Origin of the sequence: Paraburkholderia lebeckiae (assembly GCF_050436225.1) — a bacterium.
Lineage (GTDB): Bacteria > Pseudomonadota > Gammaproteobacteria > Burkholderiales > Burkholderiaceae > Paraburkholderia > Paraburkholderia tuberum.
In genome coordinates this window covers 343,543-367,371 of sequence record NZ_JBNDLU010000002.1, presented here as the reverse complement: position 1 = coordinate 367,371, position 23,829 = coordinate 343,543, and the positions used below count along the sequence as shown (strand labels likewise).

The 23,829-nt window shown below is 63.5% G+C and carries 19 protein-coding genes and 1 pseudogene; 13 read left to right on the top strand and 7 right to left on the bottom strand.

Translation table 11 applies throughout. The annotated features are described in order from the left end of the window. Positions 1-40: 40 nt before the first annotated feature. The 4 genes and pseudogenes from OKW45_RS16430 to purN form a co-directional block, all read right to left on the bottom strand. Positions 41-1,237: a DesA family fatty acid desaturase gene (locus OKW45_RS16430; protein WP_429469871.1), complete on the bottom strand. Its 1,197-nt coding sequence runs from the start codon at positions 1,235-1,237 to the stop codon at positions 41-43. A 211-nt stretch (positions 1,238-1,448) separates the two neighbouring features. Beyond that, positions 1,449-2,827: pseudogene (locus OKW45_RS16425) on the bottom strand (mechanosensitive ion channel family protein). 72 nt (positions 2,828-2,899) lie between these two features. Beyond that, positions 2,900-4,159, bottom strand: a complete 1,260-nt coding sequence (locus tag OKW45_RS16420) for an RsmB/NOP family class I SAM-dependent RNA methyltransferase (RefSeq protein WP_429469869.1) — start codon at positions 4,157-4,159, stop codon at positions 2,900-2,902. Then, entirely contained in the window at positions 4,156-4,809 is a 654-nt protein-coding gene (gene purN, locus OKW45_RS16415; protein WP_429469867.1) for a phosphoribosylglycinamide formyltransferase, read from the bottom strand. Before purN ends, OKW45_RS16420 begins: the two co-directional genes overlap by 4 nt. A gap of 138 nt (positions 4,810-4,947) precedes the next feature. Between purN and OKW45_RS16410 the strand changes: the two genes are divergently transcribed. The 6 genes from OKW45_RS16410 (at position 4,948) to dut (ending at position 12,406) form a co-directional block, all read left to right on the top strand. Next, positions 4,948-5,943, top strand: a complete 996-nt coding sequence (locus OKW45_RS16410) for a bifunctional riboflavin kinase/FAD synthetase (protein ID WP_429469865.1) — start codon at positions 4,948-4,950, stop codon at positions 5,941-5,943. Positions 5,944-6,111: 168 nt separating this feature from the next. Beyond that, a complete protein-coding gene (gene ileS / locus OKW45_RS16405; RefSeq protein ID WP_429469863.1) occupies positions 6,112-8,949 on the top strand; it encodes an isoleucine--tRNA ligase in 2,838 nt (945 codons plus the stop codon). After that, on the top strand, positions 8,949-9,455 hold the full coding sequence (gene lspA / locus OKW45_RS16400; RefSeq protein ID WP_018421590.1) for a signal peptidase II: 507 nt from the start codon (positions 8,949-8,951) through the stop codon (positions 9,453-9,455). The genes ileS and lspA overlap by 1 nt, the downstream gene beginning before the upstream one ends. A gap of 124 nt (positions 9,456-9,579) precedes the next feature. Continuing rightward, complete coding sequence (gene coaBC / locus OKW45_RS16395) at positions 9,580-10,797, top strand: bifunctional phosphopantothenoylcysteine decarboxylase/phosphopantothenate--cysteine ligase CoaBC (protein ID WP_018421591.1); 1,218 nt, start codon at positions 9,580-9,582, stop codon at positions 10,795-10,797. An 80-nt stretch (positions 10,798-10,877) separates the two neighbouring features. Next, on the top strand, positions 10,878-11,894 hold the full coding sequence (locus OKW45_RS16390; protein WP_429469861.1) for an LLM class flavin-dependent oxidoreductase: 1,017 nt from the start codon (positions 10,878-10,880) through the stop codon (positions 11,892-11,894). A 65-nt stretch (positions 11,895-11,959) separates the two neighbouring features. Further along, complete coding sequence (dut, locus tag OKW45_RS16385; RefSeq protein WP_429469859.1) at positions 11,960-12,406, top strand: dUTP diphosphatase; 447 nt, start codon at positions 11,960-11,962, stop codon at positions 12,404-12,406. Between the two features lie 143 nt (positions 12,407-12,549). Here dut and clpA read toward each other — a convergent pair whose 3' ends face one another. Beyond that, on the bottom strand, positions 12,550-14,847 hold the full coding sequence (clpA, locus tag OKW45_RS16380; RefSeq protein WP_018421594.1) for an ATP-dependent Clp protease ATP-binding subunit ClpA: 2,298 nt from the start codon (positions 14,845-14,847) through the stop codon (positions 12,550-12,552). Then, on the bottom strand, positions 14,844-15,158 hold the full coding sequence (clpS, locus tag OKW45_RS16375; protein WP_008919570.1) for an ATP-dependent Clp protease adapter ClpS: 315 nt from the start codon (positions 15,156-15,158) through the stop codon (positions 14,844-14,846). The genes clpA and clpS overlap by 4 nt, the downstream gene beginning before the upstream one ends. A gap of 555 nt (positions 15,159-15,713) precedes the next feature. On the opposite strand from clpS, the gene OKW45_RS16370 reads away from it, so the two are divergent. Further along, a complete protein-coding gene (locus OKW45_RS16370; RefSeq protein WP_018421595.1) occupies positions 15,714-15,920 on the top strand; it encodes a cold-shock protein in 207 nt (68 codons plus the stop codon). Positions 15,921-16,101: 181 nt separating this feature from the next. Here the strand turns inward: OKW45_RS16370 and icd are convergent, their stop codons facing one another. Beyond that, on the bottom strand, positions 16,102-17,358 hold the full coding sequence (gene icd, locus OKW45_RS16365; RefSeq protein ID WP_429469857.1) for an NADP-dependent isocitrate dehydrogenase: 1,257 nt from the start codon (positions 17,356-17,358) through the stop codon (positions 16,102-16,104). A gap of 261 nt (positions 17,359-17,619) precedes the next feature. On the opposite strand from icd, the gene OKW45_RS16360 reads away from it, so the two are divergent. The 6 genes from OKW45_RS16360 to OKW45_RS16335 all read left to right on the top strand — a co-directional run bounded on the left by OKW45_RS16360 (position 17,620) and on the right by OKW45_RS16335 (position 23,745). Further along, on the top strand, positions 17,620-18,189 hold the full coding sequence (locus OKW45_RS16360; RefSeq protein WP_018421597.1) for a pseudouridine synthase: 570 nt from the start codon (positions 17,620-17,622) through the stop codon (positions 18,187-18,189). 497 nt (positions 18,190-18,686) lie between these two features. Then, positions 18,687-18,875 (top strand): hypothetical protein, encoded by a 189-nt coding sequence (locus OKW45_RS16355; protein WP_018421598.1) that lies wholly within the window; start codon positions 18,687-18,689, stop codon positions 18,873-18,875. 144 nt (positions 18,876-19,019) lie between these two features. Further along, a complete protein-coding gene (locus OKW45_RS16350) occupies positions 19,020-19,535 on the top strand; it encodes a DUF192 domain-containing protein (RefSeq protein ID WP_429469855.1) in 516 nt (171 codons plus the stop codon). 316 nt (positions 19,536-19,851) lie between these two features. Then, the gene (gene fusA, locus OKW45_RS16345) at positions 19,852-21,957 is read left to right on the top strand and encodes an elongation factor G (protein WP_429469853.1); all 2,106 of its coding nucleotides are present in this window, start codon (positions 19,852-19,854) and stop codon (positions 21,955-21,957) included. Between the two features lie 202 nt (positions 21,958-22,159). After that, entirely contained in the window at positions 22,160-22,687 is a 528-nt protein-coding gene (locus OKW45_RS16340; RefSeq protein ID WP_429469851.1) for a cupin domain-containing protein, read from the top strand. Between the two features lie 38 nt (positions 22,688-22,725). Further along, positions 22,726-23,745, top strand: coding sequence for a HoxN/HupN/NixA family nickel/cobalt transporter (locus tag OKW45_RS16335; protein ID WP_429469850.1), 1,020 nt, complete (start codon positions 22,726-22,728; stop codon positions 23,743-23,745). Positions 23,746-23,829: the final 84 nt, after the last annotated feature.

The window sequence follows — 23,829 nt, the reverse complement described above, 5'->3', positions numbered from 1 at the left end:
CAACGCGGGGTTTTGTGACGTTCTGAAATTTTAATGGATTTCAGGCATAGCGACGCAGTCGCATCGCGAAGTCTTGCAGCGCCTTGATACCGCTCTGCTCTGCGCGATGGCACCAGTCCTGCAATTGCACCAGCAATTGCTCGCGCGACGCGTTGGAGCGCTCCCACATCGCCGCCAGTTCGTTGCGCATGTCGATGTAGGTCTTCAGCTTCTGGCTGTTCGCGAAAATCTGCGGCAGCTGGAGCTTTTGCGGCTCGTTCAGGCCCGCCTCTTCCTTGTGGAACCAGCTACGCGCACCACGCATCACCTGATACTTTTCGCGCGCGCCGACTTCCTTCAGATGCGCGAGCTCCTGGCGGTATGCGCGCTTGATCGCCTTCGCGTAACGTGCCATCACTTCGTAGCGGTTCGCGAGCACGGCCTGCAACGTGTCCTGATCGAGCACGAGCTTGCCGGTGGTCAGGCGCGGCGTCGGCGCGACCTTCTTAACCTTGGCCAGACGAAACGCCTGCATGATGCGGATGTACATCCAGCCAATGTCGAACTCGTACCACTTGTTCGACAGCTTCGCCGACGTCGCGTACGTGTGGTGATTGTTATGCAGCTCCTCGCCGCCGATGATGATGCCCCACGGCAAAATGTTGGTGCTCGCATCCGACGAATTGAAGTTGCGATAGCCCCAGAAGTGCGCGAGGCCGTTGACCACGCCCGCGGCCCAGAAAGGGATCCACACCATCTGCACGGCCCAGATGGTCAGGCCGACGACGCCGAACAGCCCGACGTTGATCACCATCATGAGGCTCACGCCAAGAATCGGGTATTTCGTGTAGACGTTGCGCTCCATCCAGTCGTTCGGCGTTCCGTGACTGAACTTGCGCATCGTTTCTTCGTTTTTCGCTTCGGTGCGATAGAGCTCGGCGCCTTCGAGCAGCACCTTCCAGATGCCGCGCGTCTGCGGGCTGTGCGGATCCTCTTCGGTCTCGCACTTCGCGTGGTGCTTGCGGTGAATTGCGGCCCACTGGCCAGTCAGCATGCCGGTGGTCATCCACAGCCAGAAGCGGAAAAAATGACTGGCGATCGGGTGCAGATCCAGCGCGCGATGCGCCTGGCAGCGATGCAGATAGACGGTCACACCGATAATCGTGATGTGCGTCGCGATCAGCGTGTACACGACGAGTTGCCACCACGAGAAATGCAGCAGCCCGTGGGCAAGGAAATCGAGCAAAGAATTCAACAAGGTAAGTTACCTGCAGAACGAGAGATACGAAGCACACGCGGCGCGTGTGTCATGAAAGTGAAAGCATACAGCGGGATAGGACGATATTCTACTTGAAGGGTTCCAAGTGTTTGTAACAAATAGGGATTTTTTTGTGCGCCATCAAGTCGATAGCGATTGCCTGGGCACTGGCGCATGCCTCGCCGCGGCGCGAAACGGGGCTTAACGGGGCTTAACGGCCTTCGTTTGCGGCATAGTCCGCGGGCCTGAGCGCCGGATCGGACGTGGTGTCGGAAACCGGATCGGTCATCGCCACCGGGTGCGGCGTTGCGCCGCTTGCCCGACCGACGATGTGCACCTCGCGTTGCGGGACCGCAATAGTGATGCCGTGCTCGGAAAAGAGACGCCAGATATTCCGGTCGACGGTCGAGAGCACGCCGCGCGTGCCGCTGGCCGCATCTTCGATCCAGAAACCCAACTCGAGATTGATGCCGTCCGGGCCAAAGCCGACCAGAAATGGCGTCGGCGACGGTTCGCGCAGCACCCGCGGCACGTCGGCGGCGGCCGGGGCGAGCAGCGTCATCGCCGACTCTACGCCGGATGTGTAGGCGATCTGCACGGCCGCCCTCGCATAGCCGCGGGTCAGATACGACGACTGGTTCTACACGACGTCGGTGATCAGCTTTTCGTTCGGAATCAGCGTCTCGATGCGGTCGAGTCCGCGCACCACGGTATAGCGTGTGCGGATCTGCGTAACGCGGCCCTGCAGGCCGCTCACGTTGATCGTGTCGCCGATCCGCAACGAGCGGTCCAGAAGGATGATGAAGCCCGATACATAGTTGTCGCGATCTTCTGCATGCCGAAGCCGAGCCCGACGCCGAGCGCGCCGCCGAACACCGTGATGTCGATGCCGACGATCGACAGGCTGATCAGGATCGCCGCCAGCACGAAGGCCGCTCGGCCGACGCGCGCGACCACGACCTTCAGATTCGCGTCGAGCGTCTTCGAGCGCATCAGGCGATCTTCGAACGACGAGCCGAGCCACATCGCGACGATCATCGTGACGCCGACCCACAACAGTCCCGTGATTAGCGACAGCAGCGTCATATGCGCATTACCTACGCGGAAGCTCACGCTGTCCATCCACGCGCCCACGGCGTTCTGAATGCCCAACAGCGTGAGTACCATGCCGATCCACACGACTACCGACACGATCTTCTCGACGAGAAACAGCCACGGATGCTCGCCACCTTCGCGGTTGAACACTCGCCGCGCGAAGAAGAACACGATGTAGATCAGCCCGATGCCGGCGAGCGGCACCAGCGCCAGATCGAGCAGCGCGGTGTCCATGAACTGGCCGGCGATCGCCCGCGCGAGCCACACCAGTGCCGCGCCGATCAGCGGAAAAGCCGCCCGGTCGAGGCTTTCCATGCCGAAACGCAGGCTCTCGTAGCGCGGCGACTGCGGCCGCTTGATGCGGCGGCACAGCGTCCGCGCGAGCAGCCACGCGACGAGCAGCGTCGCAAGCAGGATCGCGACCTGCCACAGCATCACCGGCTGACCGCAGTCGCGCGCGATGTCGCTGAACGTGTGGGGTAAGGTCGTATCCATGGATGTCGCCAAAATGGCAGGCACGCGCGGATTCATCCGCCATTCCGCGCGTGCCTGCCTGCAGCCGGTTGCCTAGCTCTGGCGCTCGAGCACGGCGGCGAAAAAGCCGTCGGTCGCGTGGCGGTGCGGCCACAGCGACAGGTAGTCGCCCATCTCCAGTTCGATGCGCTGCTCGGCGAGCACGTCGCGCACGGGCACCAGCGCGAAATCAGGGTGAGCGGCGAGGAACTGCTGCACGACCACCTCGTTTTCCGCTTCGAGAATCGAGCACGTAGCATAGACGAGCCGCCCTCCCTTCTTCACGAGACGCGCCGCGCTCGTGAGAATCGACGTCTGCTTCGGCGCCAGTTCGGCGATCGATTCCGGCGACTGGCGCCACTTCAGGTCCGGATTGCGGCGCAGCGTGCCGAGGCCGCTGCACGGTGCATCGACGAGGACGCGGTCGATCTTGCCAGCCAGACGCTTGATCTTCGCGTCGTGTTCGCTGTCGATCAGCACCGGGTTCACGTTCGACAGGCCGCTGCGCGCGAGACGCGGCTTCAGCTTCGCGAGACGCCGCTCGGAGATATCGAACGCGTAGAGCCGGCCGGTCGAGCGCATTGCCGCGCCGAGCGCCAGCGTCTTGCCGCCCGCGCCCGCACAGAAATCGACGATCATCTCGCCGCGCCGAGGCGCGACCAGCGAGCACAGCAGCTGGCTGCCCTCGTCCTGCACTTCGAGCCAGCCCTGCTGGAATGCGTCGAGCTTGGTGAGCGCCGGCTTGCCGACCACGCGCACCCCGAACGGTGCGAACGGCGTCGCGCCCGCCTCGATGCCCGCCTTCGACAGCGCACCCAGCACGTCGTCGCGGCTCGCCTTGATCGGGTTCGCGCGCAGATCGAGCGGCGCCGGGTAGTTCAGCGCGGCGGCCAGCTGCGCGAACTCGGCGGCCTCGAAGCGCGAGCTGAGCGCCTGGCTGATCCAGTCGGGCAGGTTCAGGCGAATCCGCAGCGGCAAGCTTTCCGGGTCGATCTTCGACACATGTTCGAGCCACGTTGCCTCGGCCTCGGTGACGAACGGCTTGAGCGCCGAGCGTCCGGCAGTCTGCATCAGGCCCAGCAGCGCCATGCGGCGCGCGGGGCTGCCAGTGCCGCTTTCGGCCAGATGCGCGAACTCCATCCGGCGGCGCAGCACGGCAAACACCGCCTCGGCGATCACGCCGCGCTCGGCGTGCCCGAGCTTGGGATGCGCGCGAAAGAAGCGGCTCGTGGTGGCGTCGGCGGGGCCGTTCAGCCGCAGCACTTCGGCCAGCAGCGTTTCAGTTTGTCCAATCAGGAAACCATGCAATCTCATGCGCCCTCTCCGGCGGTGTGACCGGCAAAGAGCCATTGCGGCTCCGACGGCGTAAGCGTGACGCGCGAGCCGTCCAGAGCGAGACGCCCTTCGACGAACCAGCGCACCGCGCGTGGATAAATGATGTGCTCGGTCGCGAGCACGCGTGTGGCGAGCGTCTGTGCGGTATCGCCCGCCTCGACAGGCACCGCCGACTGCAGGACGATCGGCCCGTGATCCAGCTTTGATGTGACAAAATGCACCGACGCGCCGTGGAACCGCACGCCGGCGTCGAGCGCCTGCTGGTGAGTCTTCAGGCCCGGAAAGCTCGGCAGCAGCGACGGATGCACGTTCAGCATGCGCCCGGCGTAATGGTCGACGAAGCGCTCGCTCAGCACCCGCATGAAGCCCGCGAGCACGACGAGGTCCGGCGCGATGGTGTCGATCTGCTCGGCGAGTGCCGCGTCGAAGCTGTCGCGATCCAGATACTGGCGGTGGTCGACCACCGCCGTGGCGATGCCATGCGACGCCGCGAACGCGAGCCCCGCTGCATCAGGACGGTTGGCAATCACGGCGGCGATCCGCGCCGGCCAGCCCTCGCTCGCGCAGGCGCGCACGATGGCTTCCATGTTGCTCCCCCGCCCGGAAATCAGGATGACGAGTTTTTTCATGCGCGGATTTTATCATTCGGCAATCGCTCGACCGCGACCGCGCAGCCGTCTATTGCGCCAAGCGTTTATAATCGATTGTTTTGCGGCAACCCGCCCGCGCCCCTATTGCAATCGCAGCAACGCCTGCAACCCGCTATCGTGAGAGTCTTCCGCGGTCTTCCCAATGCCGAGAGCCGTGCGCCGTGCGCGCTGACCATCGGCAACTTCGACGGTGTCCACCGCGGCCACCAGGCTCTGCTCGCGCACGTACGAGCGGCCGCAAACGCGCGTGGCCTGCCCGTCTGCGTAATGACCTTCGAGCCGCACCCGCGCGAGTTCTTCAACCCGGCCGGCGCGCCGCCGCGCATCGCGATGCTGCGCGACAAGCTCGAGGCGCTGCGCACCAACGGGGTCGACCGGATCGTCGTCGAGCACTTCAATCACACGTTCGCGAGCCAGTCGCCAGATGCGTTCGTCGAGCGGATCATCGTCAACGGCCTGCACGCGCGCTGGATCATGATCGGCGACGACTTCCGCTACGGCGCGAAGCGCGCCGGCGATTTCGCGTCGCTGCAGACGGCCGGCAAGCAGTACGGCTTCGAAGTCGAACAGATGGCGACGGTCGCCGATCCGTCGGGCGCGCGCATCTCGAGCTCGGGCGTGCGCGCGGCGCTGGTCGCGGGCGACCTCGACTCGGCGCGCGCAGCGCTCGGCCGCGACTATCTGATCAGCGGCCACGTCACCCATGGCATGAAGCTCGGCCGCGATCTCGGCTTTCCGACGCTCAATCTGCCGATCGCGCACAAGCGTCCGGCACTGGCCGGCATCTTCGTCGTACAGGTGCACGGCATCGCCGAGCAACCGCTGCCGGGCGTCGCGAGCCTCGGCCTGCGCCCCACCGTCGACGATTCCGGCCGTGTGCTGCTCGAAGTGCACCTGCTCGATTGGCACGGCGACGCGTATGGCAAACTCGTGCGCGTCGAATTTCTGAAGAAGCTGCGCGACGAGGAGAAGTTCGTCGACCTCGAAACGCTGACCGCCGCGATCGCGCGGGACGTCGCCAATGCGCGCGCATGGTTCGCTGCGGTCGGCGCCGGCACGCCGGGCAGCCGTTCCACCGGTTTCGCCACCGCGGCCACCGACCGAATTAGATAACCGCCGCGGTTCGGGCCGGCGCGGCGCGCCGCACGAACCGTCGCCGCGCGCATCGAAGGGCGTCCGGGTTTCACGCGGAGCCGCCTGCCGGGCGCGCCCCACGCTCCTCGCGCAGCGCGCAATCCGCGCGCTGCTACGCATAGAAACGAATTCACCGCCACCCACATCATGAGCAACAAGAAAGCCGATTCGAAACCGCAGTCCCGCTACCCGGTCAACCTGCTCGACACGCCGTTCCCTATGCGCGGCGACCTGCCCAAGCGCGAGCCGCAATGGGTCAAGGACTGGCAGGAACGCAGGGTGTACGACAAGATCCGCGCCGCCTCCAGGGGCCGCACGAAGTTCATCCTGCACGATGGCCCGCCGTATGCAAACGGCGACATTCACCTCGGTCACGCGGTGAACAAGATCCTGAAGGACATGATCGTCAAGGCGCGCAATCTGGCGGGCTTCGACGCGGTCTACGTGCCGGGCTGGGACTGTCACGGCATGCCGATCGAAATCCAGATCGAAAAGCAATTCGGCAAGTCGCTGCCGGCGGCCGAAGTGATGCAGAAGGCGCGCGCCTACGCGACCGAGCAGATCGAGAAGCAGAAGGCCGGCTTCCGCCGTCTGGGCGTGCTCGGCGACTGGGACAATCCGTACAAGACGATGAACTTCGCGAATGAAGCCGGCGAAATCCGCGCGCTCGCGAAAATCATGGAAAAAGGCTACGTATTCCGCGGCCTGAAGCCGGTCAACTGGTGTTTCGACTGCGGCTCGGCGCTCGCCGAAGCGGAAGTCGAGTACAAGGACAAGACCGACCCGACCATCGACGTGCTGTTCGGCTTCGCCGAACCAGAGAAGACCGCGCAGGCGTTCGGCCTCGCCGCGCTGCCGCGCAACGAAGGCGGTATCGTGATCTGGACCACCACGCCGTGGACCATCCCCGCCAACCAGGCGCTGAACCTTCATCCGGAAATCGTCTACGCGCTCGTCGACACGCCGCGCGGCCTGCTGATCCTCGCCGAGGAACGCGTCGAGGCGTGCCTGAAGCTGTACGGTCTCGAAGGCACGGTCGTCGCGACGACGCCGGGCGAAAAGCTCGTGAACCTGCGCTTCAACCACCCGCTCGCGTCCGCGCATCCGGGCTACAAGCGCACCGCGCCGGTCTACCTCGGCGACTACGTGACGACCGAAACCGGCACCGGCATCGTGCACTCGTCGCCGGCGTACGGCGTGGAAGACTTCGTGTCGTGCAAGGCGCACGGCATGGCTGACTCGGACATCATCAACCCGGTGATGGGCGACGGCCGCTACATCGAGTCGCTCGCGCTGTTCGGCGGCCTGTCGATCTGGGCGGCCAATCCGCAGATCGTCGAGGCGCTGCAAGGCGCCCGCTCGCTGCTGCGCACCGAAAAGTACACGCACAGCTACATGCACTGCTGGCGCCACAAGACGCCGATCATCTACCGCGCCACTTCGCAGTGGTTCGCCGGCATGGACGTGAAACCGAACGACGGCGACAAGACGCTGCGCGAGACCGCACTCGAAGGCATCGAGAACACGGCGTTCTATCCGTCGTGGGGCAAGCAGCGCCTCTTCAGCATGATCGCGAACCGCCCGGACTGGACGCTGTCGCGGCAGCGCCAGTGGGGCGTGCCGATGGCGTTCTTCGTGCACAAGGAAACTGGCGAGCTGCATCCGCGCACGCTGGAGTTGCTCGAACAGGTCGCGCAGCGCGTCGAGAAGGAAGGCATCGAGGCATGGCAGACGCTCGATCCGCGAGAGCTGATCGGCGAGGACGCCAACCTGTACGAAAAGAACCGCGACACGCTCGACGTGTGGTTCGATTCAGGCACCACGCACTGGCACGTGCTGCGCGGCTCGCACAAGGACGAGCTGCAGTTCCCGGCCGACCTGTACCTCGAAGGCTCGGACCAGCATCGCGGCTGGTTCCATTCGTCGCTGTTGACCGCGTCGATGCTCGACGGCCGGCCGCCCTACAACGCCCTGCTCACGCACGGCTTCACCGTCGACGGCGAAGGCCGCAAGATGAGCAAGTCGCTCGGCAACGGCATCGATCCGCATGAAGTCGCAAACCGCCTCGGCGCGGAAATCATCCGCCTGTGGATCGCGTCGACCGACTACTCGGGTGAGCTCGCGATCTCCGAGGAAATCCTGAAGCGCGTCACGGAAGGCTATCGCCGTATCCGCAACACGCTGCGTTTCCTGCTCGCGAACCTGTCGGACTTCGACTTCGCGCAGCACGCGCGCCCGGTCGAAGACTGGCTCGAGATCGACCGTTACGCGGTGGCGCTGTCGGCGAATCTGCAGAACGACCTCCTCGCGCACTACGAGAGGTACGAGTTCCACCCGGTCGTCGCCAAGTTGCAGACGTTCTGCTCGGAAGACCTGGGCGGCTTCTACCTCGACGTGCTGAAGGACCGCCTCTACACGAGCGCGGCGGATTCGGTCGCCCGCCGCTCGGCGCAGACCGCGCTCTACCACATCGCTCACGGGCTGCTGCGCGTGATGGCCCCGTTCCTGTCGTTCACCGCAGAAGAAGCGTGGAAGGTATTCCAGCCCAATGGCGAGACGATCTTCACCGAGACGTACCACTCGTACCCGGCCATGCCGGACGCGGGCGCGCTGCTCGACAAGTGGACGCTGCTGCGCGCGGTGCGCGGCGACGTGACCAAGGCGCTCGAAGAGGCGCGGGTCGCGAACCTGATCGGCTCGTCGCTGCAGGCGGAAGTCGAAATCCGCGCGAGCGGTGCGCGTTACGACGCACTCGCGAGCCTCGGCGACGACCTGAAGTTCGTGCTGATCACGTCGGCGGCCAACGTCGTCAAGGTCGACAGCGAAGCCGATGAAGGCGTCGAAGTAATCGCGTCGACGTACCTGAAGTGCGAGCGCTGCTGGCACTATCGCGCGGACGTCGGCGCGAACGCCGAGCATCCGTCGCTGTGCGGCCGCTGCTTCAGCAATCTGTTCGGCAGTGGCGAAACGAGGAGCGCGGCATAATGGCGAGAACCATGTCGAAGACGTCCACCGGAAGCAGTTCGCTCGCACCTTGGCTCGGCGTCGCGCTGATCGTCATTCTGTTCGACCAGCTGACGAAAATCGCCGTGCGCAAGGTGTTCGCCTACGGTGTGCCGCACGAGGTCACGCCGTTCTTCAACCTGATTCTCGTGTTCAACCGCGGCGCCGCGTTCAGCTTCCTCGCGATGGCGGGCGGCTGGCAGCGCTGGGCATTCACCGCGCTCGGCGTGGTCGCGGCGCTCGTGATCTGCTATCTGCTCAAGCGGCATAGCGGGCAGAAAATGTTCTGCACGGCGCTCGCGCTGATTCTCGGCGGCGCGCTCGGCAATGTGATCGACCGGCTCGCGTACGGCCACGTGATCGACTTCCTCGATTTCCACGTGGGCGGCTGGCACTGGCCGGCGTTCAATCTCGCCGACAGCGCGATCACGATCGGCGCGATCCTGCTCGTGATCGACGAGCTGCGGCGGGTACGCGGCACACGCTAACTTCGCCGAGGTGATGCACGGTCGCGGCTGCGCGAGCCGTGCCTCAGGTCCGGTTTGAAGCGCGCGGCGACGACGGGCAACGCCCTCGCGCCGCCGCGCGATCACGCTTTGTCGGAGGCTTTCGTTGGCAACCGCAGAACTCGCAGGCAAACACCTCGTCCTCGGCATGACGGGCGGCATCGCCTGCTACAAGATCGCCGAACTCACGCGTCTGCTGACCAAGGCAGGCGCGACCGTGCAGGTCGTCATGACCGAAGCGGCCACCCAGTTCATCACCCCCGTCACGATGCAGGCGCTGTCGGGCCGGCCGGTCTACACGAGCCAGTGGGACGGTCGCATGCCGAACAACATGGCGCACATCGATCTATCGCGCGAAGCCGATGCGATCATGATCGCGCCGGCGTCGACCGACTTCCTCGCCAAGCTCGCGCACGGCATGGCCGACGATCTGCTGTCGACGCTGTGCATCGCACGCGACTGCCCGCTGCTCGTCGTGCCGGCGATGAACCGGCAGATGTGGCAGAACCCGGCCACGCAACGCAACGTCGCGCAACTGCGCGCGGACGGCGTCGAGGTGCTCGGCCCCGATTCGGGCCCGCAGGCCTGCGGCGAAATCGGCGATGGGCGCATGCTCGAAGCGGCCGCGACCTACGAGGCGGTCGCGTCGTTCTTCGCGCCGAAGATCCTGTCCGGCCGGCGCGTGCTGCTGACCGCCGGGCCGACCTTCGAACCGCTCGACCCGGTGCGCGGCATCACCAATCGTTCGAGCGGCAAGATGGGCTTCGCGCTCGCGCGCGCCGCGCAGCAGGCCGGCGCCGACGTGCATCTGGTGGCCGGTCCGGTCGCGCTGGAAACGCCGTGGGGCGTCTTGCGCGAGGACGTGCAGACCGCGCAGCAGATGCACGATGCGGTGATGCGCGCGGTCGCGGAGGCGGACATTTTCATCGGCGTCGCGGCGGTGGCCGACTGGCGTGTCGACCAAGTCAGCGATCAGAAGATCAAGAAGACCGCGGAGCACGCGCTGCCGAGCTTTTCATTCGTCGAGAATCCAGACATCCTTGCCGCGGTCGCCGGGCTGCCAAAGCCGCCGTTCACGGTCGGCTTCGCCGCGGAGAGCGACAACCTCGAAGTCCACGGCGAGGAAAAACGCGCGCGCAAGAACGTGCCGCTGCTGATCGGCAATCTGGGGCCGGAAACGTTCGGGCTCGACGACAACGAAGTGATTCTGTTCGAAGCAGGCGGCGCAACGAAGCTGCCACGCGCCGACAAGCAGACGCTCGCGCGCGCACTGATCGCGGAAATCGCCAAGCGTCTGCCGCCCGTCCACGATCGGGTTCGCTGAGCGAGCGGACGGCGACGGGCCTGGATGCCCCCGCCGTCTCGCTCGCATAGCCGACCGGAATCATCTGGAGCACTACCGCCATGACGCTACTCTCCGTGCTCGATCAAACACCGGTGATCGCCGGCCATTCGGTGGCGGACGCGATCGCCGCGACCGTCGAACTCGCGCAGCTCGCCGACGACCTCGGCTACACGCGCTACTGGTGCGCCGAGCACCACGGCCTGCGCGGCGTGTCGAATCCCTGCCCTGAAGTGATGCTGGCGCGCCTCGGCAGCGTGACCAAACGCATTCGCATCGGCTCGGGCGGCATCATGCTGCCGTACTACAGCCCGTTCAAGGTCGCCGAGCAGTTCATGATGCTCGAGGCGCTGTTTCCGAATCGCGTCGATCTCGGCGTCGGACGCGCGCCGGGCGGCGACATGCGCACCGCGCAGGCGGTCGCCGCCGGCGCTTACAATCGCGGCGAGCTTTTTCCGCAGCAGGTCGCCGAGTTGCTCGGCCTCATGCACGGCGCGCTGCCCGACGATCATCTCGCGCAGGGCGTGCTGCTGCAGCCGCAGATCGATACGCGCCCGCAGCTGTGGATGCTCGGGTCGAGCGAATTCGGCGGTCTGCTCGCGGCGCAGCTCGGCATCCGCTTCTCGTTTGCGCATTTCATCAACGCGCATTTCGGCAGGCAGGTCGCGCTTGCGTATCGCGAGCGTTTCAAGCCTGGCAACGAGGCATCGCAGCCGTATCTCGCGGCCGCGGTCTTCGTGATCTGCGCAGATACCGAGCAGGAAGCCGCGGACCTCGAAAAAGCCGTCGATCTGCGTCGCGTGCAGATGGCGCATGGTCTGAACGAACCGGTACCGTCGATCGAGCAAGGCATCGCGCAAGAATATGGCGAGCGCGAACAGCTCGTGATCGACCGCGAAAAGCCGCGCAGCATCATCGGCACGCCTGAGCGCGTGACCGAACGGCTCACGGATTTACAGCAGCAGTTCCAGGCCGACGAGCTCATGGTGCTGACCGTCGCCGGCAGCTATCGTGCGCGCTTGCGCTCCTACGAACTGCTCGCCGACGCGTTTCAGCTCGGCTCGAACCAGGCGGCTTGATCGCAAAGGCGTTGCCAGTCAGACGCGTCCCCTTCACCAATCTCAACTCCAACTATCGAACCTGAATGAAACTCGACCTGAAGATTCTCGATCAGCGCATGCGCGAACAGCTCCCCGCTTACGCGACGACCGGTAGCGCCGGCCTCGATCTGCGCGCCTGCCTCGACGAACCGCTGACGCTGAAACCCGGCGAAACCGCGCTGGTGCCGACCGGACTCGCGATCCACGTCGGCGACCCCGGTTATGCGGCGCTGATTCTGCCGCGCTCGGGTCTCGGCCATAAGCATGGGATCGTGCTCGGCAATCTGGTCGGCGTGATCGATTCCGATTACCAGGGCCAACTGATGATTTCGACGTGGAATCGCGGCGAGACGACATTCGTGCTGAATCCGATGGAACGCCTCGCGCAACTTGTGATCGTGCCCGTCGTGCAGGCTGGGTTCAATATCGTCGATGACTTCGAGGAAAGCGTGCGCGGCGCGGGCGGGTTTGGTAGCACCGGCAAGCGTTGATCGATTGCTGCGACGCGGCGGCTGGCGCCTTCAGCGCACGCCGTGAGAAAAAACCAGGGCATAAAAAAACGGCGCGGGATAAAACCCGCGCCGTTCTGCCTTTGGTGTCCGGCCAGCTTAACCCAACGCTGGCCTGACTGACATCACTCGACTTCCACCGCCTCCGGATTCGGATTGCGCGGCGCCGGATGCTCGTCGAAGGTCAACTGCACCTTGTCGTCGGCATCGACGTCGACCGTCACGCGGCCGCCGTTCATCAGCTTGCCGAACAGCAGCTCGTCGGCGAGCGCGCGACGGATCGTGTCCTGGATCAGACGCTGCATTGGCCGCGCGCCCATCAGCGGATCGAAACCGTGCTTCGCCAGATGCTTGCGCAGCGCATCGGTGAACAGCGCATCGACCTTCTTCTCATGCAGCTGATCTTCCAGTTGCATCAGGAACTTGTCGACCACGCGCATGATGATTTCCTCATCGAGCGAACGGAAGCTGATCGTCGCGTCCAGACGGTTGCGGAACTCAGGCGTGAACATGCGCTTGATGTCGACCATTTCGTCGCCCGCCTCGCGGCGGTTCGTGAAGCCGATCACCGACTTGCCCATCGCCTCGGCGCCCGCGTTCGTCGTCATGATGATGATGACGTTGCGGAAGTCCGCCTTGCGGCCGTTGTTGTCCGTCAGCGTGCCGTGGTCCATCACCTGCAGCAGCACGTTGAAAATGTCCGGATGCGCCTTTTCGATTTCGTCGAGCAGCAGCACGCAATGCGGCTTCTTCGTGATCGCCTCGGTCAGCAGGCCGCCCTGGTCGAAACCGACGTAGCCCGGCGGCGCGCCGATCAGCCGGCTCACCGCATGACGCTCCATGTACTCCGACATGTCGAAGCGGATCAGCTCGATGCCGAGCGTGAACGCAAGCTGCTTCGCGACCTCGGTCTTGCCGACGCCGGTCGGACCCGAGAACAGGAATGCGCCGATCGGCTTGTCGAGCTTGCCGAGGCCCGCGCGCGCCATCTTGATCGCGGCCGACAGCGCGTCGATCGCCGGATCCTGGCCAAACACGACGCTCTTCAGATCGCGGTCGAGCGTCTGCAGCTTGCTGCGATCGTCCTGCGACACGCTTTGCGCCGGCACGCGCGCGATCTTCGAGATGATTTCCTCGATCTCGTTCTTGCCGATCGTCTTCTTCTGCTTCGACTTCGGCAGAATGCGCTGCGCCGCGCCCGCTTCGTCGATCACGTCGATCGCCTTGTCCGGCAAATGACGGTCCGTAATGAAGCGTGCCGACAGCTCGGCCGCCGCCGACAGCGCACCCGACGAGTACTTGACGCCGTGGTGCTCTTCGAAACGCGACTTCAGGCCACGCAGGATCGCGACCGTCTGCTCGACGGTCGGCTCGGTCACGTCGACCTTCTGGAAACGACGCGACAGCGCCGCGTCCTTTTCGAAGATGCCGCGATATTCGGTGAAGGTGGTGGCGCCGATGCACTTCAGCGTGCCCGACGAGAGCGCCGGCTTCAGCAGGTTCGACGCATCCAGCGTACCGCCCGACGCGGCGCCCGCGCCGATCAGCGTATGGATTTCGTCGATGAACAGAATGGCGTGCGGACGCTCCTTCAGTTCCTTCAGCACCGTCTTCAGACGCTGCTCGAAGTCGCCGCGATACTTGGTGCCCGCGAGCAGCGCGCCCATGTCGAGCGAATACACTTGGGCATCAGCGAGAATATCCGGCACTTCGCCGCGCGTGATGCGCCATGCGAGCCCTTCGGCGATCGCGGTCTTGCCGACACCGGCCTCGCCGACCAGCAGCGGATTGTTCTTGCGGCGGCGGCACAGCACCTGCACCACACGCTCGACTTCCGACTCACGTCCGATCAGCGGATCGATGCGACCGTCCTTCGCCATCTGGTTCAGGTTCTGCGTGAACTGGGCAAGCGGCGTTTCCTTCTGCGCGGCGGCTTCGTCGGACTCGGCATTCGCGTCGCTCGCCTTCGCGGCGTCCGAGCTGCTCGTCTTGGCGATGCCGTGCGAGATGAAATTGACCACGTCCAGACGCGTGACGCCCTGCTGCTGCAGGTAGTACACCGCATGCGAGTCCTTCTCGCCGAAGATCGCGACCAGCACGTTTGCGCCGGTCACTTCCTTCTTGCCGTTCGAGGTGGACTGCACATGCATGATCGCGCGCTGGATCACACGCTGGAATCCGAGCGTGGGCTGCGTGTCGACGTCGTCCGTGCCCGGCACGGTCGGCGTGTTGTCATGAATGAAGTTGCGCAGGTTCTGGCGCAGATCCTCGATATTGGCCGCGCATGCGCGAAGTACCTCTGCCGCCGTCGGGTTATCCAACAGCGCGAGCAAAAGATGTTCGACCGTTATGAACTCGTGCCTTGCCTGGCGCGCTTCCATGAACGCCATATGCAGGCTGACTTCCAGTTCCTGGGCAATCATGCTTCCTCCATCACACACTGCAGCGGATGCCCGGCCTGCCGTGCGTGGGTAACGACTTGCTCGACTTTGGTCGACGCGATGTCCCGCGTATAGACCCCACAAACTCCCCTGCCCTCGCGATGCACCTTCAACATGACCTGCGTTGCGGTTTCACGATCCTTATTGAAATATTCCTGCACGATCATCACGACAAATTCCATCGGCGTGAAGTCGTCATTCAGCAGCACCACCTTGTACATGGACGGCGGCTTGAGTTTCTGCTCCTGCCGCTCCAGTACGGTGCCGTCCTGCTTGTCCGGGATAATCGCCATACACCCATTCTAAACAACTAGGACAGGCCCGCAATCCTGTCGAAACCCGGCCGCCCGGCCGATGAGCCCGTTCGCTGCCGCCCGGCCGTCACGATGCTGTCATGTTCGGCCTGGCCTGCGCGCTTTCGACGAGCCGATTGCGGTGCCGGCCCCGATCCTGTCATGCGCGGCGCGTGCTGCACCGCGGTCGGATCGAGTATCGCACAACCTGCCGGTACTGGCTTCGAGCGCTCGCCGCGCTGGGCGTCGGCGCTGCGGGCACAGTCAGCAAGTGAGTCGATTATGCGACTTTTCAAGCCACGCCGCTTGCGCCACCGCACATACGGAAGCGGTAAAAACCCTGGAAAGCGGCCTGTTTGCAACGCGACAACGATGTCTCAAAATTTTCTTGACACTCGAATAAAGAGCCCCAACAATTAAGCTGGCACTTTTTTCACTAAGCCATAATTTCGAAAAAATGCCGATGGTGAGCTTGTGAGGAGGGAACGACCGCCTCGCGTGGTCGTGGCTTTTCGAGGGCTCGTGGTAGTGACATGAGTTACAGGGGAAGTTGGAATGGCAACTGGTACGGTCAAATGGTTTAACGACGCAAAGGGTTTCGGATTCATCACGCCTGACGAGGGCGGCGAGGATCTGTTTGCACACTTCTCGGCCATCCAGATGAATGGCTTCAAGACGCTGAAGGAAGGCCAGAAGGTCACCTTCGAAGTCGTGCAAGGCCCGAAAGGCAAACAGGCATCGAACATTCAGGCGCCAGTCTGAAGCGTTTCGACACCCGTCCTTTTTGAAACCCGGCTCCGCGCCGGGTTTCTTTTTTGCGGCAGCTTTCTATTGCAACGGATTATCCGGCTTGAAAACCGCGCGAAAATTTCGGGTAAAAAAATACCCCGGCCGTTTGCTGGCGCCGGGTTTTTATGCAAACCGGATAATCCCGGCGCGGCAATTACATATTTTCGATCATCACTTGCCCAAATGCCGAGCACGACACCTGAGTCGCGCCTTCCATCAGGCGGGCAAAATCATAAGTAACGCGCTTTTGCAGGATCGATTTTTCCATCGAGCTGATTATCAGATCCGCCGCCTCGAACCAGCCCAGGTGGCGCAACATCATTTCCGCTGACAGGATTTCCGAGCCGGGATTCACGTAATCCTTGCCCGCGTATTTCGGCGCCGTGCCGTGCGTCGCTTCGAACATCGCAACCGAATCCGACAGGTTCGCGCCCGGCGCGATTCCGATTCCGCCGACCTGCGCGGCGAGCGCATCCGAGATGTAGTCGCCGTTCAGGTTCAGCGTGGCGATCACGTCGTATTCGGCCGGCCGCAGCAGGATCTGCTGCAGGAACGCGTCGGCAATCACGTCCTTCACGACGACATCGCCGCCGGTCTTCGGATTACTGACTTTCATCCAGGGACCGCCGTCGATCAGTTCCGCGTTGAACTCCTTCTGCGCGAGCGCGTAGCCGTAGTCGCGAAACGCGCCTTCGGTGTACTTCATGATGTTGCCCTTGTGCACCAGCGTGACCGAGCGGCGTTCATTGTCGATAGCGTACTGGATCGCCTTGCGCACCAGACGCTCGGTACCTTCGCGCGACACCGGCTTGATGCCGATACCCGACGAATCCGGAAAGCGGATCTTCTTCACGCCCATTTCTTCGCGCAAGAACTTGATGATTTTCTTCGCCTGTTCGGATTCAGCAGGCCATTCGATGCCCGCGTAGATGTCTTCCGAGTTCTCGCGGAAGATCACCATGTTGGTCTTCTCGGGCTCGCGCACCGGCGACGGCACGCCCTTCAAATATCGCACCGGGCGCAGGCACACATAGAGGTCCAGTTCCTGGCGCAACGCGACGTTCAGCGAGCGGATGCCGCCCCCGACTGGCGTGGTGAGCGGCCCCTTGATCGACACGATGTATTCCTTGACCGCCTGCAGTGTTTCGTCCGGCAGCCATACGTCCGGGCCGTACACCCGGGTCGCCTTCTCGCCCGCGTAGATTTCCATCCAGTGGATTTTCTTCTTGCCGCCGTACGCCTTTTCGACCGCCGCATCCACGACCTTGAGCATGACCGGCGTGATGTCCAGACCGGTGCCGTCGCCTTCGATGTATGGGATGATCGGTTCGTCGGAAACGTTGAGCGAAAAGTCGGCGTTGACGGTGATCTTATCGCCACCTGTCGGAACCTTGATGTGCTGATACGGCATGATCGGACTCCAGTGAAAGCTATGCAAAAGCTGATGGGAGACTGCGAAAGAGACGCCCTCGCCGCGCAATGCCGAACCGCCGCGAGCGGCCTGGCCGTTATTCTAGCCCACGCCCCACGCGCGGCGCGGCCGCCCCTCGCTCCGGGTTTTCCAACATAGACGGCCTCTCGAACGCGCCACGCTCCTCTATAAGATAGAAGAATCTGCATCCCGGTTCATGCATTATCATCGCGCCGTATCGCTCTGCCGTATCACTCTCCTATGCGCCTTCTCGCCCTCAACAAGCCGTTCGGCACCATCTGTCAATTTTCGCCACACGAGACGCGGACGTCGCTTGCCGACTGGGTCAAGTTACCCGGCGTCTATCCGGCCGGCCGGCTCGACTCCGATAGCGAAGGCCTGCTGCTGCTCACCGACGACGGCGCGCTGCAGGCGCGCATCGCCGAGCCGCGTCACAAGCTCGTCAAACGCTATTGGGCGCAAGTCGAAGGCGCGCTCGACGACGCCGCGTTGAAAAAGCTCGCGCGCGGCGTCGATCTCGGCGATTACGTGACACGCCCATGTCAGGCGACCTATGTTGAGCCGTCCAGCTCGCTGTGGGCGCGTACGCCGCCGATCCGTTATCGCGCCGCGATCCCGACCACATGGATCGAGCTGTCGATCACCGAAGGCAAGAACCGTCAGGTGCGTCGCATGACAGCGGCTGTGGGTTTTCCGACTCTGCGTCTCGTGCGCGTCGGCATCGGTGCGCTTGACATTTTTTCACTCGGACTGCAACCCGGACAGAGCACGGAGTTGCGAGCGAACGCGCCATGGGATGGCGTCGCCTGAACATTATTTGACGATTGTTCGTTCATCGCCGCGACACCGCGTGCCGAACTCACGCACGCGCGAATCAGCCTGCACGTGCTCACTCCAAACACGTTTCACGGCTGTGACAATCGAGCTAACTCGTTGTAGCAGCTCGCAAAATAATGCGTGAAACGCAGGCCCGAAATGCGTGAAACAAGAGGGCTCGCCGCGAGCCTGCGCCACGCGGTTTGATCGCGTGTCATGACGATCAAAATTTCCGCGCAATTCGCGTCAACCGCCGTACAACTCCACGCGTTATCCGACGCAGATGCCGCCGAAGCTATCCGGCATTCAGCCTTAAAGACCTTTGCATAAGCCGTTTTCGCGCGGCGAGTACGAAAGTCCGAACGCTATCAGACGCGTCGAAAAATTTGTTCGATGCGGCTGTCAACCGAAAGGTGGATGGCACGTTTACCGACATGACTCTACATATGCCGGGTCATTTGGTTAATTAACTCAAGCTGAGGATTCACACAATGAACAAACTGATCGCCGCTCTGGTCGCTGGCCTCTTCGCAACGGCAGCATTCGCACAAGCATCGGCACCGGAAGCAGCTTCGGCAGCTCCGGCAGCAGCAGCTTCGTCGGCAAAGAAGACGACCAAGCACGCTCACAAGAAGTCGCACAAGAAGGCAGCGGCTGCAGCTTCGGCAGCTTCGGAGTAAGTTGCTTGTAAAAACGCAGTAAAGAACTAGCTTCATTGCCGTTCTTACGGCGTTGTAAGGCAGATCACCGCAAGGCGATCTGCCTTTTTGTTTTTGACGCGCTCGCGTAACATGCGCGAGTCAATTTCAGCAAGGAGTCTTGCCGTGCGATTTTCCATGCGCTCGTCGATGGCGCGTTTCGCCATTGCCGTAGCACTGCCGCTCGCGGCGCTGTCGTTCGTCGTCACCACGGCTCCCGTCCAGGCGCAGCAGATGCCGCCGGGCGTCAAGCAGCCGAGCGAGTTTCCGCGCGTCAAGCTGACCGCTGGCATGTTCGTGATCGACGCGGCCGTCGCCGCCAACGACGCGGACCGCGAACAGGGCTTGATGTATCGCACGAAGCTCGCGCCGAACGAAGGGATGCTGTTCGTGTTCAACGAGAACGCGGGCCACTGCTTCTGGATGAAGAACACGCTGATCCCGCTGTCGATCGCATTCATGCGCGCCGACGGCACGATAACCGACATCGACGAGATGCAGGCCGAGACCACCAACAACCACTGCCCGACGCACAACGGCGTGTTCGCGCTGGAAATGCCCAAGGGCTGGTTCTCGTCGAAGGGCATCAAGCCGGGCATGCAGATCCAGGGCTTACCGCCGGTGCCGGGTATCACGCAGTAAAACCCTCAGCGCCGGGCCGCGTGCCCCTGCAGCCCGTAAATGACCCCGGAGCGGCCTCTGAGCGGCGACACCGCCCCGCCACGCTGTCCCGCGAAAAGCCGGCGTCTCAACCCGAGGCGCCGGCTTTTTTTCGCCTGCGCAGCCCCGCGCCACCAGCCTTCGCGCCGGCTGGCAAGATTCATGCAAAAGACCAATCGACGCGCTATCCTTGTAATCTCGATAAGGTAACGCCAGATAAAGCACCACTCAGACTCCCCGGGCGGCCCACGCGGTCGCCCGGCATGCGTTTCAGGCGCGCCATTACAAGGAGATTCACGTGCCCCGCAAGACTCCCATCGAGCGCTACCGGAATATCGGCATCAGCGCTCACATCGATGCCGGCAAAACCACCACCACCGAACGGATCCTGTTCTACACCGGCGTGACCCACAAGATCGGCGAGGTTCACGACGGTGCGGCAACGATGGACTGGATGGAACAGGAGCAGGAGCGCGGCATCACGATCACGTCGGCGGCCACGACCGCGTTCTGGAAAGGCATGGCCGGCAACTATCCCGAGCATCGGATCAACATCATCGATACTCCCGGGCACGTCGACTTCACGATCGAAGTCGAGCGCTCGATGCGCGTGCTCGACGGCGCCTGCATGGTGTACGACTCGGTCGGCGGCGTGCAGCCGCAATCGGAAACCGTATGGCGCCAGGCGAACAAGTACAAGGTGCCGCGCATCGCATTCGTCAACAAGATGGACCGGGTCGGCGCGGACTTCTTCCGCGTGCAGCGGCAGATCGGCGATCGTCTGAAGGGGGTCGCCGTGCCGATCCAGATTCCGGTCGGCGCGGAAGATCACTTCCAGGGCGTGGTCGACCTCGTGAAGATGAAGGCGATCTACTGGGACGACGACAGCCAGGGCATCAAGTTCGAGTACCGCGACATCCCGGCTGAACTCGCGGCCACCGCGAAGGAATGGCACGACAAGATGGTCGAGGCCGCGGCCGAGGCGAACGAGGAACTGCTCGAGAAATACCTCGGCGGCGAACCGCTGAGCGAAGCCGAAATCAAGCACGGCATCCGCGCGCGCACGATCGCCAACGAGATCGTGCCGATGTTGTGCGGCAGCGCGTTCAAGAACAAGGGCGTGCAGGCGATGCTCGACGCGGTGATCGACTATCTGCCGTCGCCGGTCGACGTGCCCGCGATCACCGGTCACGACGAGCACGACAAGGAAATCGAGCGTCATCCCAACGACGAGGATCCGTTCTCGGCGCTCGCCTTCAAGATCATGACCGACCCGTTCGTCGGTCAGCTGATCTTCTTCCGCGTGTACTCGGGCGTCGTCAACTCGGGCGACACGGTCTACAACGCGGCCAAGGAAAAGAAGGAACGCCTCGGCCGGATCCTGCAGATGCACGCGAACGAGCGCAAGGAAATCAAGGAGGTCTACGCGGGCGACATCGCCGCGGCCGTCGGCCTGAAGGAAGCGACCACCGGCGACACGCTCTGCGATCCTAATCATGTGATCATCCTTGAAAAGATGATCTTCCCGGACCCGGTGATCTCGCAGGCCGTCGAACCGAAGACCAAGGCCGACCAGGAAAAGATGGGCATCGCGCTGAATCGTCTCGCGCAGGAAGACCCGTCGTTCCGCGTGCAGACCGATGAGGAATCCGGGCAGACGATCATCTCCGGCATGGGCGAGCTGCACCTCGAAATTCTGGTCGACCGGATGAAGCGCGAGTTCGGCGTCGAAGCGACCGTCGGCAAGCCGCAGGTCGCGTATCGCGAAACCGTGCGCAACAAGGTCGAGGACGTCGAAGGCAAGTTCGTCAAGCAGTCGGGCGGCCGCGGTCAGTATGGCCACGCGGTGATTACGTTGGAGCCGTCCGAGCAGGGCAAGGGCTACGAATTCGTAGACGCGATCAAGGGCGGCGTGATTCCGCGCGAATTCATCCCCGCGGTCGACAAGGGCATCGTGGAAACGCTGAAAGCCGGCGTGCTCGCGGGCTATCCGGTCGTAGACGTGAAGGTCACGCTGACCTTCGGTTCGTACCACGACGTCGACTCGAACGAAAACGCGTTCCGCATGGCCGGCTCGATAGCGTTCAAGGAAGCGATGCGCAAGGCGAAGCCCATCCTGCTCGAACCGATGATGGCCGTCGAGGTGGAAACGCCCGAGGACTTCATGGGCAACGTGATGGGCGACCTGTCGAGCCGGCGCGGCATGGTGCAGGGCATGGAAGACATCGCGGGCGGCGGCGGCAAGCTGGTGCGCGCGGAAGTGCCGCTCGCCGAGATGTTCGGCTATTCGACGTCGCTGCGCTCGGCCACCCAGGGCCGCGCGACCTACACGATGGAGTTCAAGCATTACGCCGAGACGCCGAGCAATGTCGCCGAGGCCGTGATCAACGCGAAGAAGCAATGACGCTGACGCGACGGCGTTGAGCGCGACAAGTCGAAGCCCGCTCCCTGTGAGCGGGCTTTTTTTATGGCGCCGTTTGCATCGTCGAGCCACGCACCCGTTTTTTGAACGTGCCAGAATATTGAACAGCCATGCGGCACGCCCCTGAATCGTAAGACCGAAGCGAACGACTCGAACGCGGCACGCCAGCCGAGGAGGAGACACGATGAGCCACGATCACGAACATCCGCATTACCGGACCGAGCACGACGCCGCCGAAGCCAGCCAGCAGATCGACTGGCGCGAACACGGCGTGAAGGTCATCCGCGGCGATCAGCTCGACACCAACACCGCGCAAACGCCGGGCATGAACCGCGCGGCCGCGATCAACGCGGCGCGCGTCGGCGCGCAGAAAATCTGGGCCGGCACCGTGACGATCCATCCGAATGCGAAGACCGGCGCGCATCATCATGGCTCGCTCGAAAGCGTGATCTACGTTGTGCGCGGCCAGGCGCGCATGCGCTGGGGCGAGCATCTGGAATTCACCGCCGAGGCCGGTCCCGGCGACTTCATCTTCGTGCCACCCTACGTGCCGCATCAGGAGATCAACGCGAGCACCGACGAGCCGCTCGAATGCGTGCTCGTGCGCAGCGACAACGAAGCGGTCGTCGTCAATTTGAACATCGACGCGGTCGAGCAGCCGGAAACCGTCTACTGGGTCGATCCGATCCACAAGCATCCGCACGATCACTAAGCCGCTCATCAACCCACCCATTCATCCGCTCGTGCCACATGACGCCTAACGCCTCGCTGCGCCCTCGCCTCGTCGCGCTCTACGCGGTGCTGCTCGCCGCCAACCTCGGCGCATGGCTGTGGGCGCTAATCGCGTTTCGCCACTATCCGCTGCTGCTCGGCACCGCGCTGCTCGCGTATGGCTTCGGACTGCGTCATGCGGTCGACGCCGACCACATCGCGGCGATCGACGCCGTTACGCGCAAGCTGATGCAAACCGGCATGCGACCGGTCGGGATCGGGCTCGCGTTTTCGCTCGGCCATTCGACGATCGTGATCGCGGCGACGATCGGCATCGCCTGGACCACCCATTCGCTGAATGGGCGCTTCGAAAGCTTCAAGGAAGTGGGTGGCATGCTCGGGACACTGGTTTCCGCGTCGTTCCTGCTGGTGCTCGCGGCGGTCAATCTCGTGGTCCTGCGCGACGTGTGGCGCCGCTACCGGCACACGCAACGTGGCGACGCTGCGACCGCAGCGTCAGCCGATGCGCTCGCCCCAGCCGGGCTGCTGTCGCGCGCATTGCGGCCGCTGTTTCGGCTGGTCACGAAAAGCTGGCACATGTATCCGGTCGGCGTGCTGTTCGGGCTCGGCTTCGACACCGCGACCGAGATCGGCCTGCTCGCGATCGCTGCGTCGCAGGCCAGCACTGGCCTGCCGCTCTATTCGATCCTCGTGTTCCCGGCGCTCTTCACGGCCGGCATGACGCTTGTCGATTCGACCGACAACGTGCTGATGGTGCACGCGTACGGCTGGGCGATGGACGACCCGAAGCGCAAGCTTTACTACAACGCGAGCATCACGTTCGTGTCGGCGATGGTCGCGATCGTGATTGGCGGCGTCGAGGCGCTGGGGCTGCTGTCGGATCGCTTCGGCTGGAGCGGCGGGGTGTCGGATGCGATCGTCGGAATCAACGATCATTTCGGCGCGCTCGGCTATGCGATCATCGCGGCCTTCATGGCGTGCTGGATCGGCTCGGTGCTGTTTCATCGCTGGAGACGGCCGGATACGGCGGCACGATAAGTGGCCACTCACGAAGACTGTCCATGAGGTCTCCGTAGAAATCTCTGCTCGAACCGTTCGGCTGACGTTGCGTAGTTCAGCGTC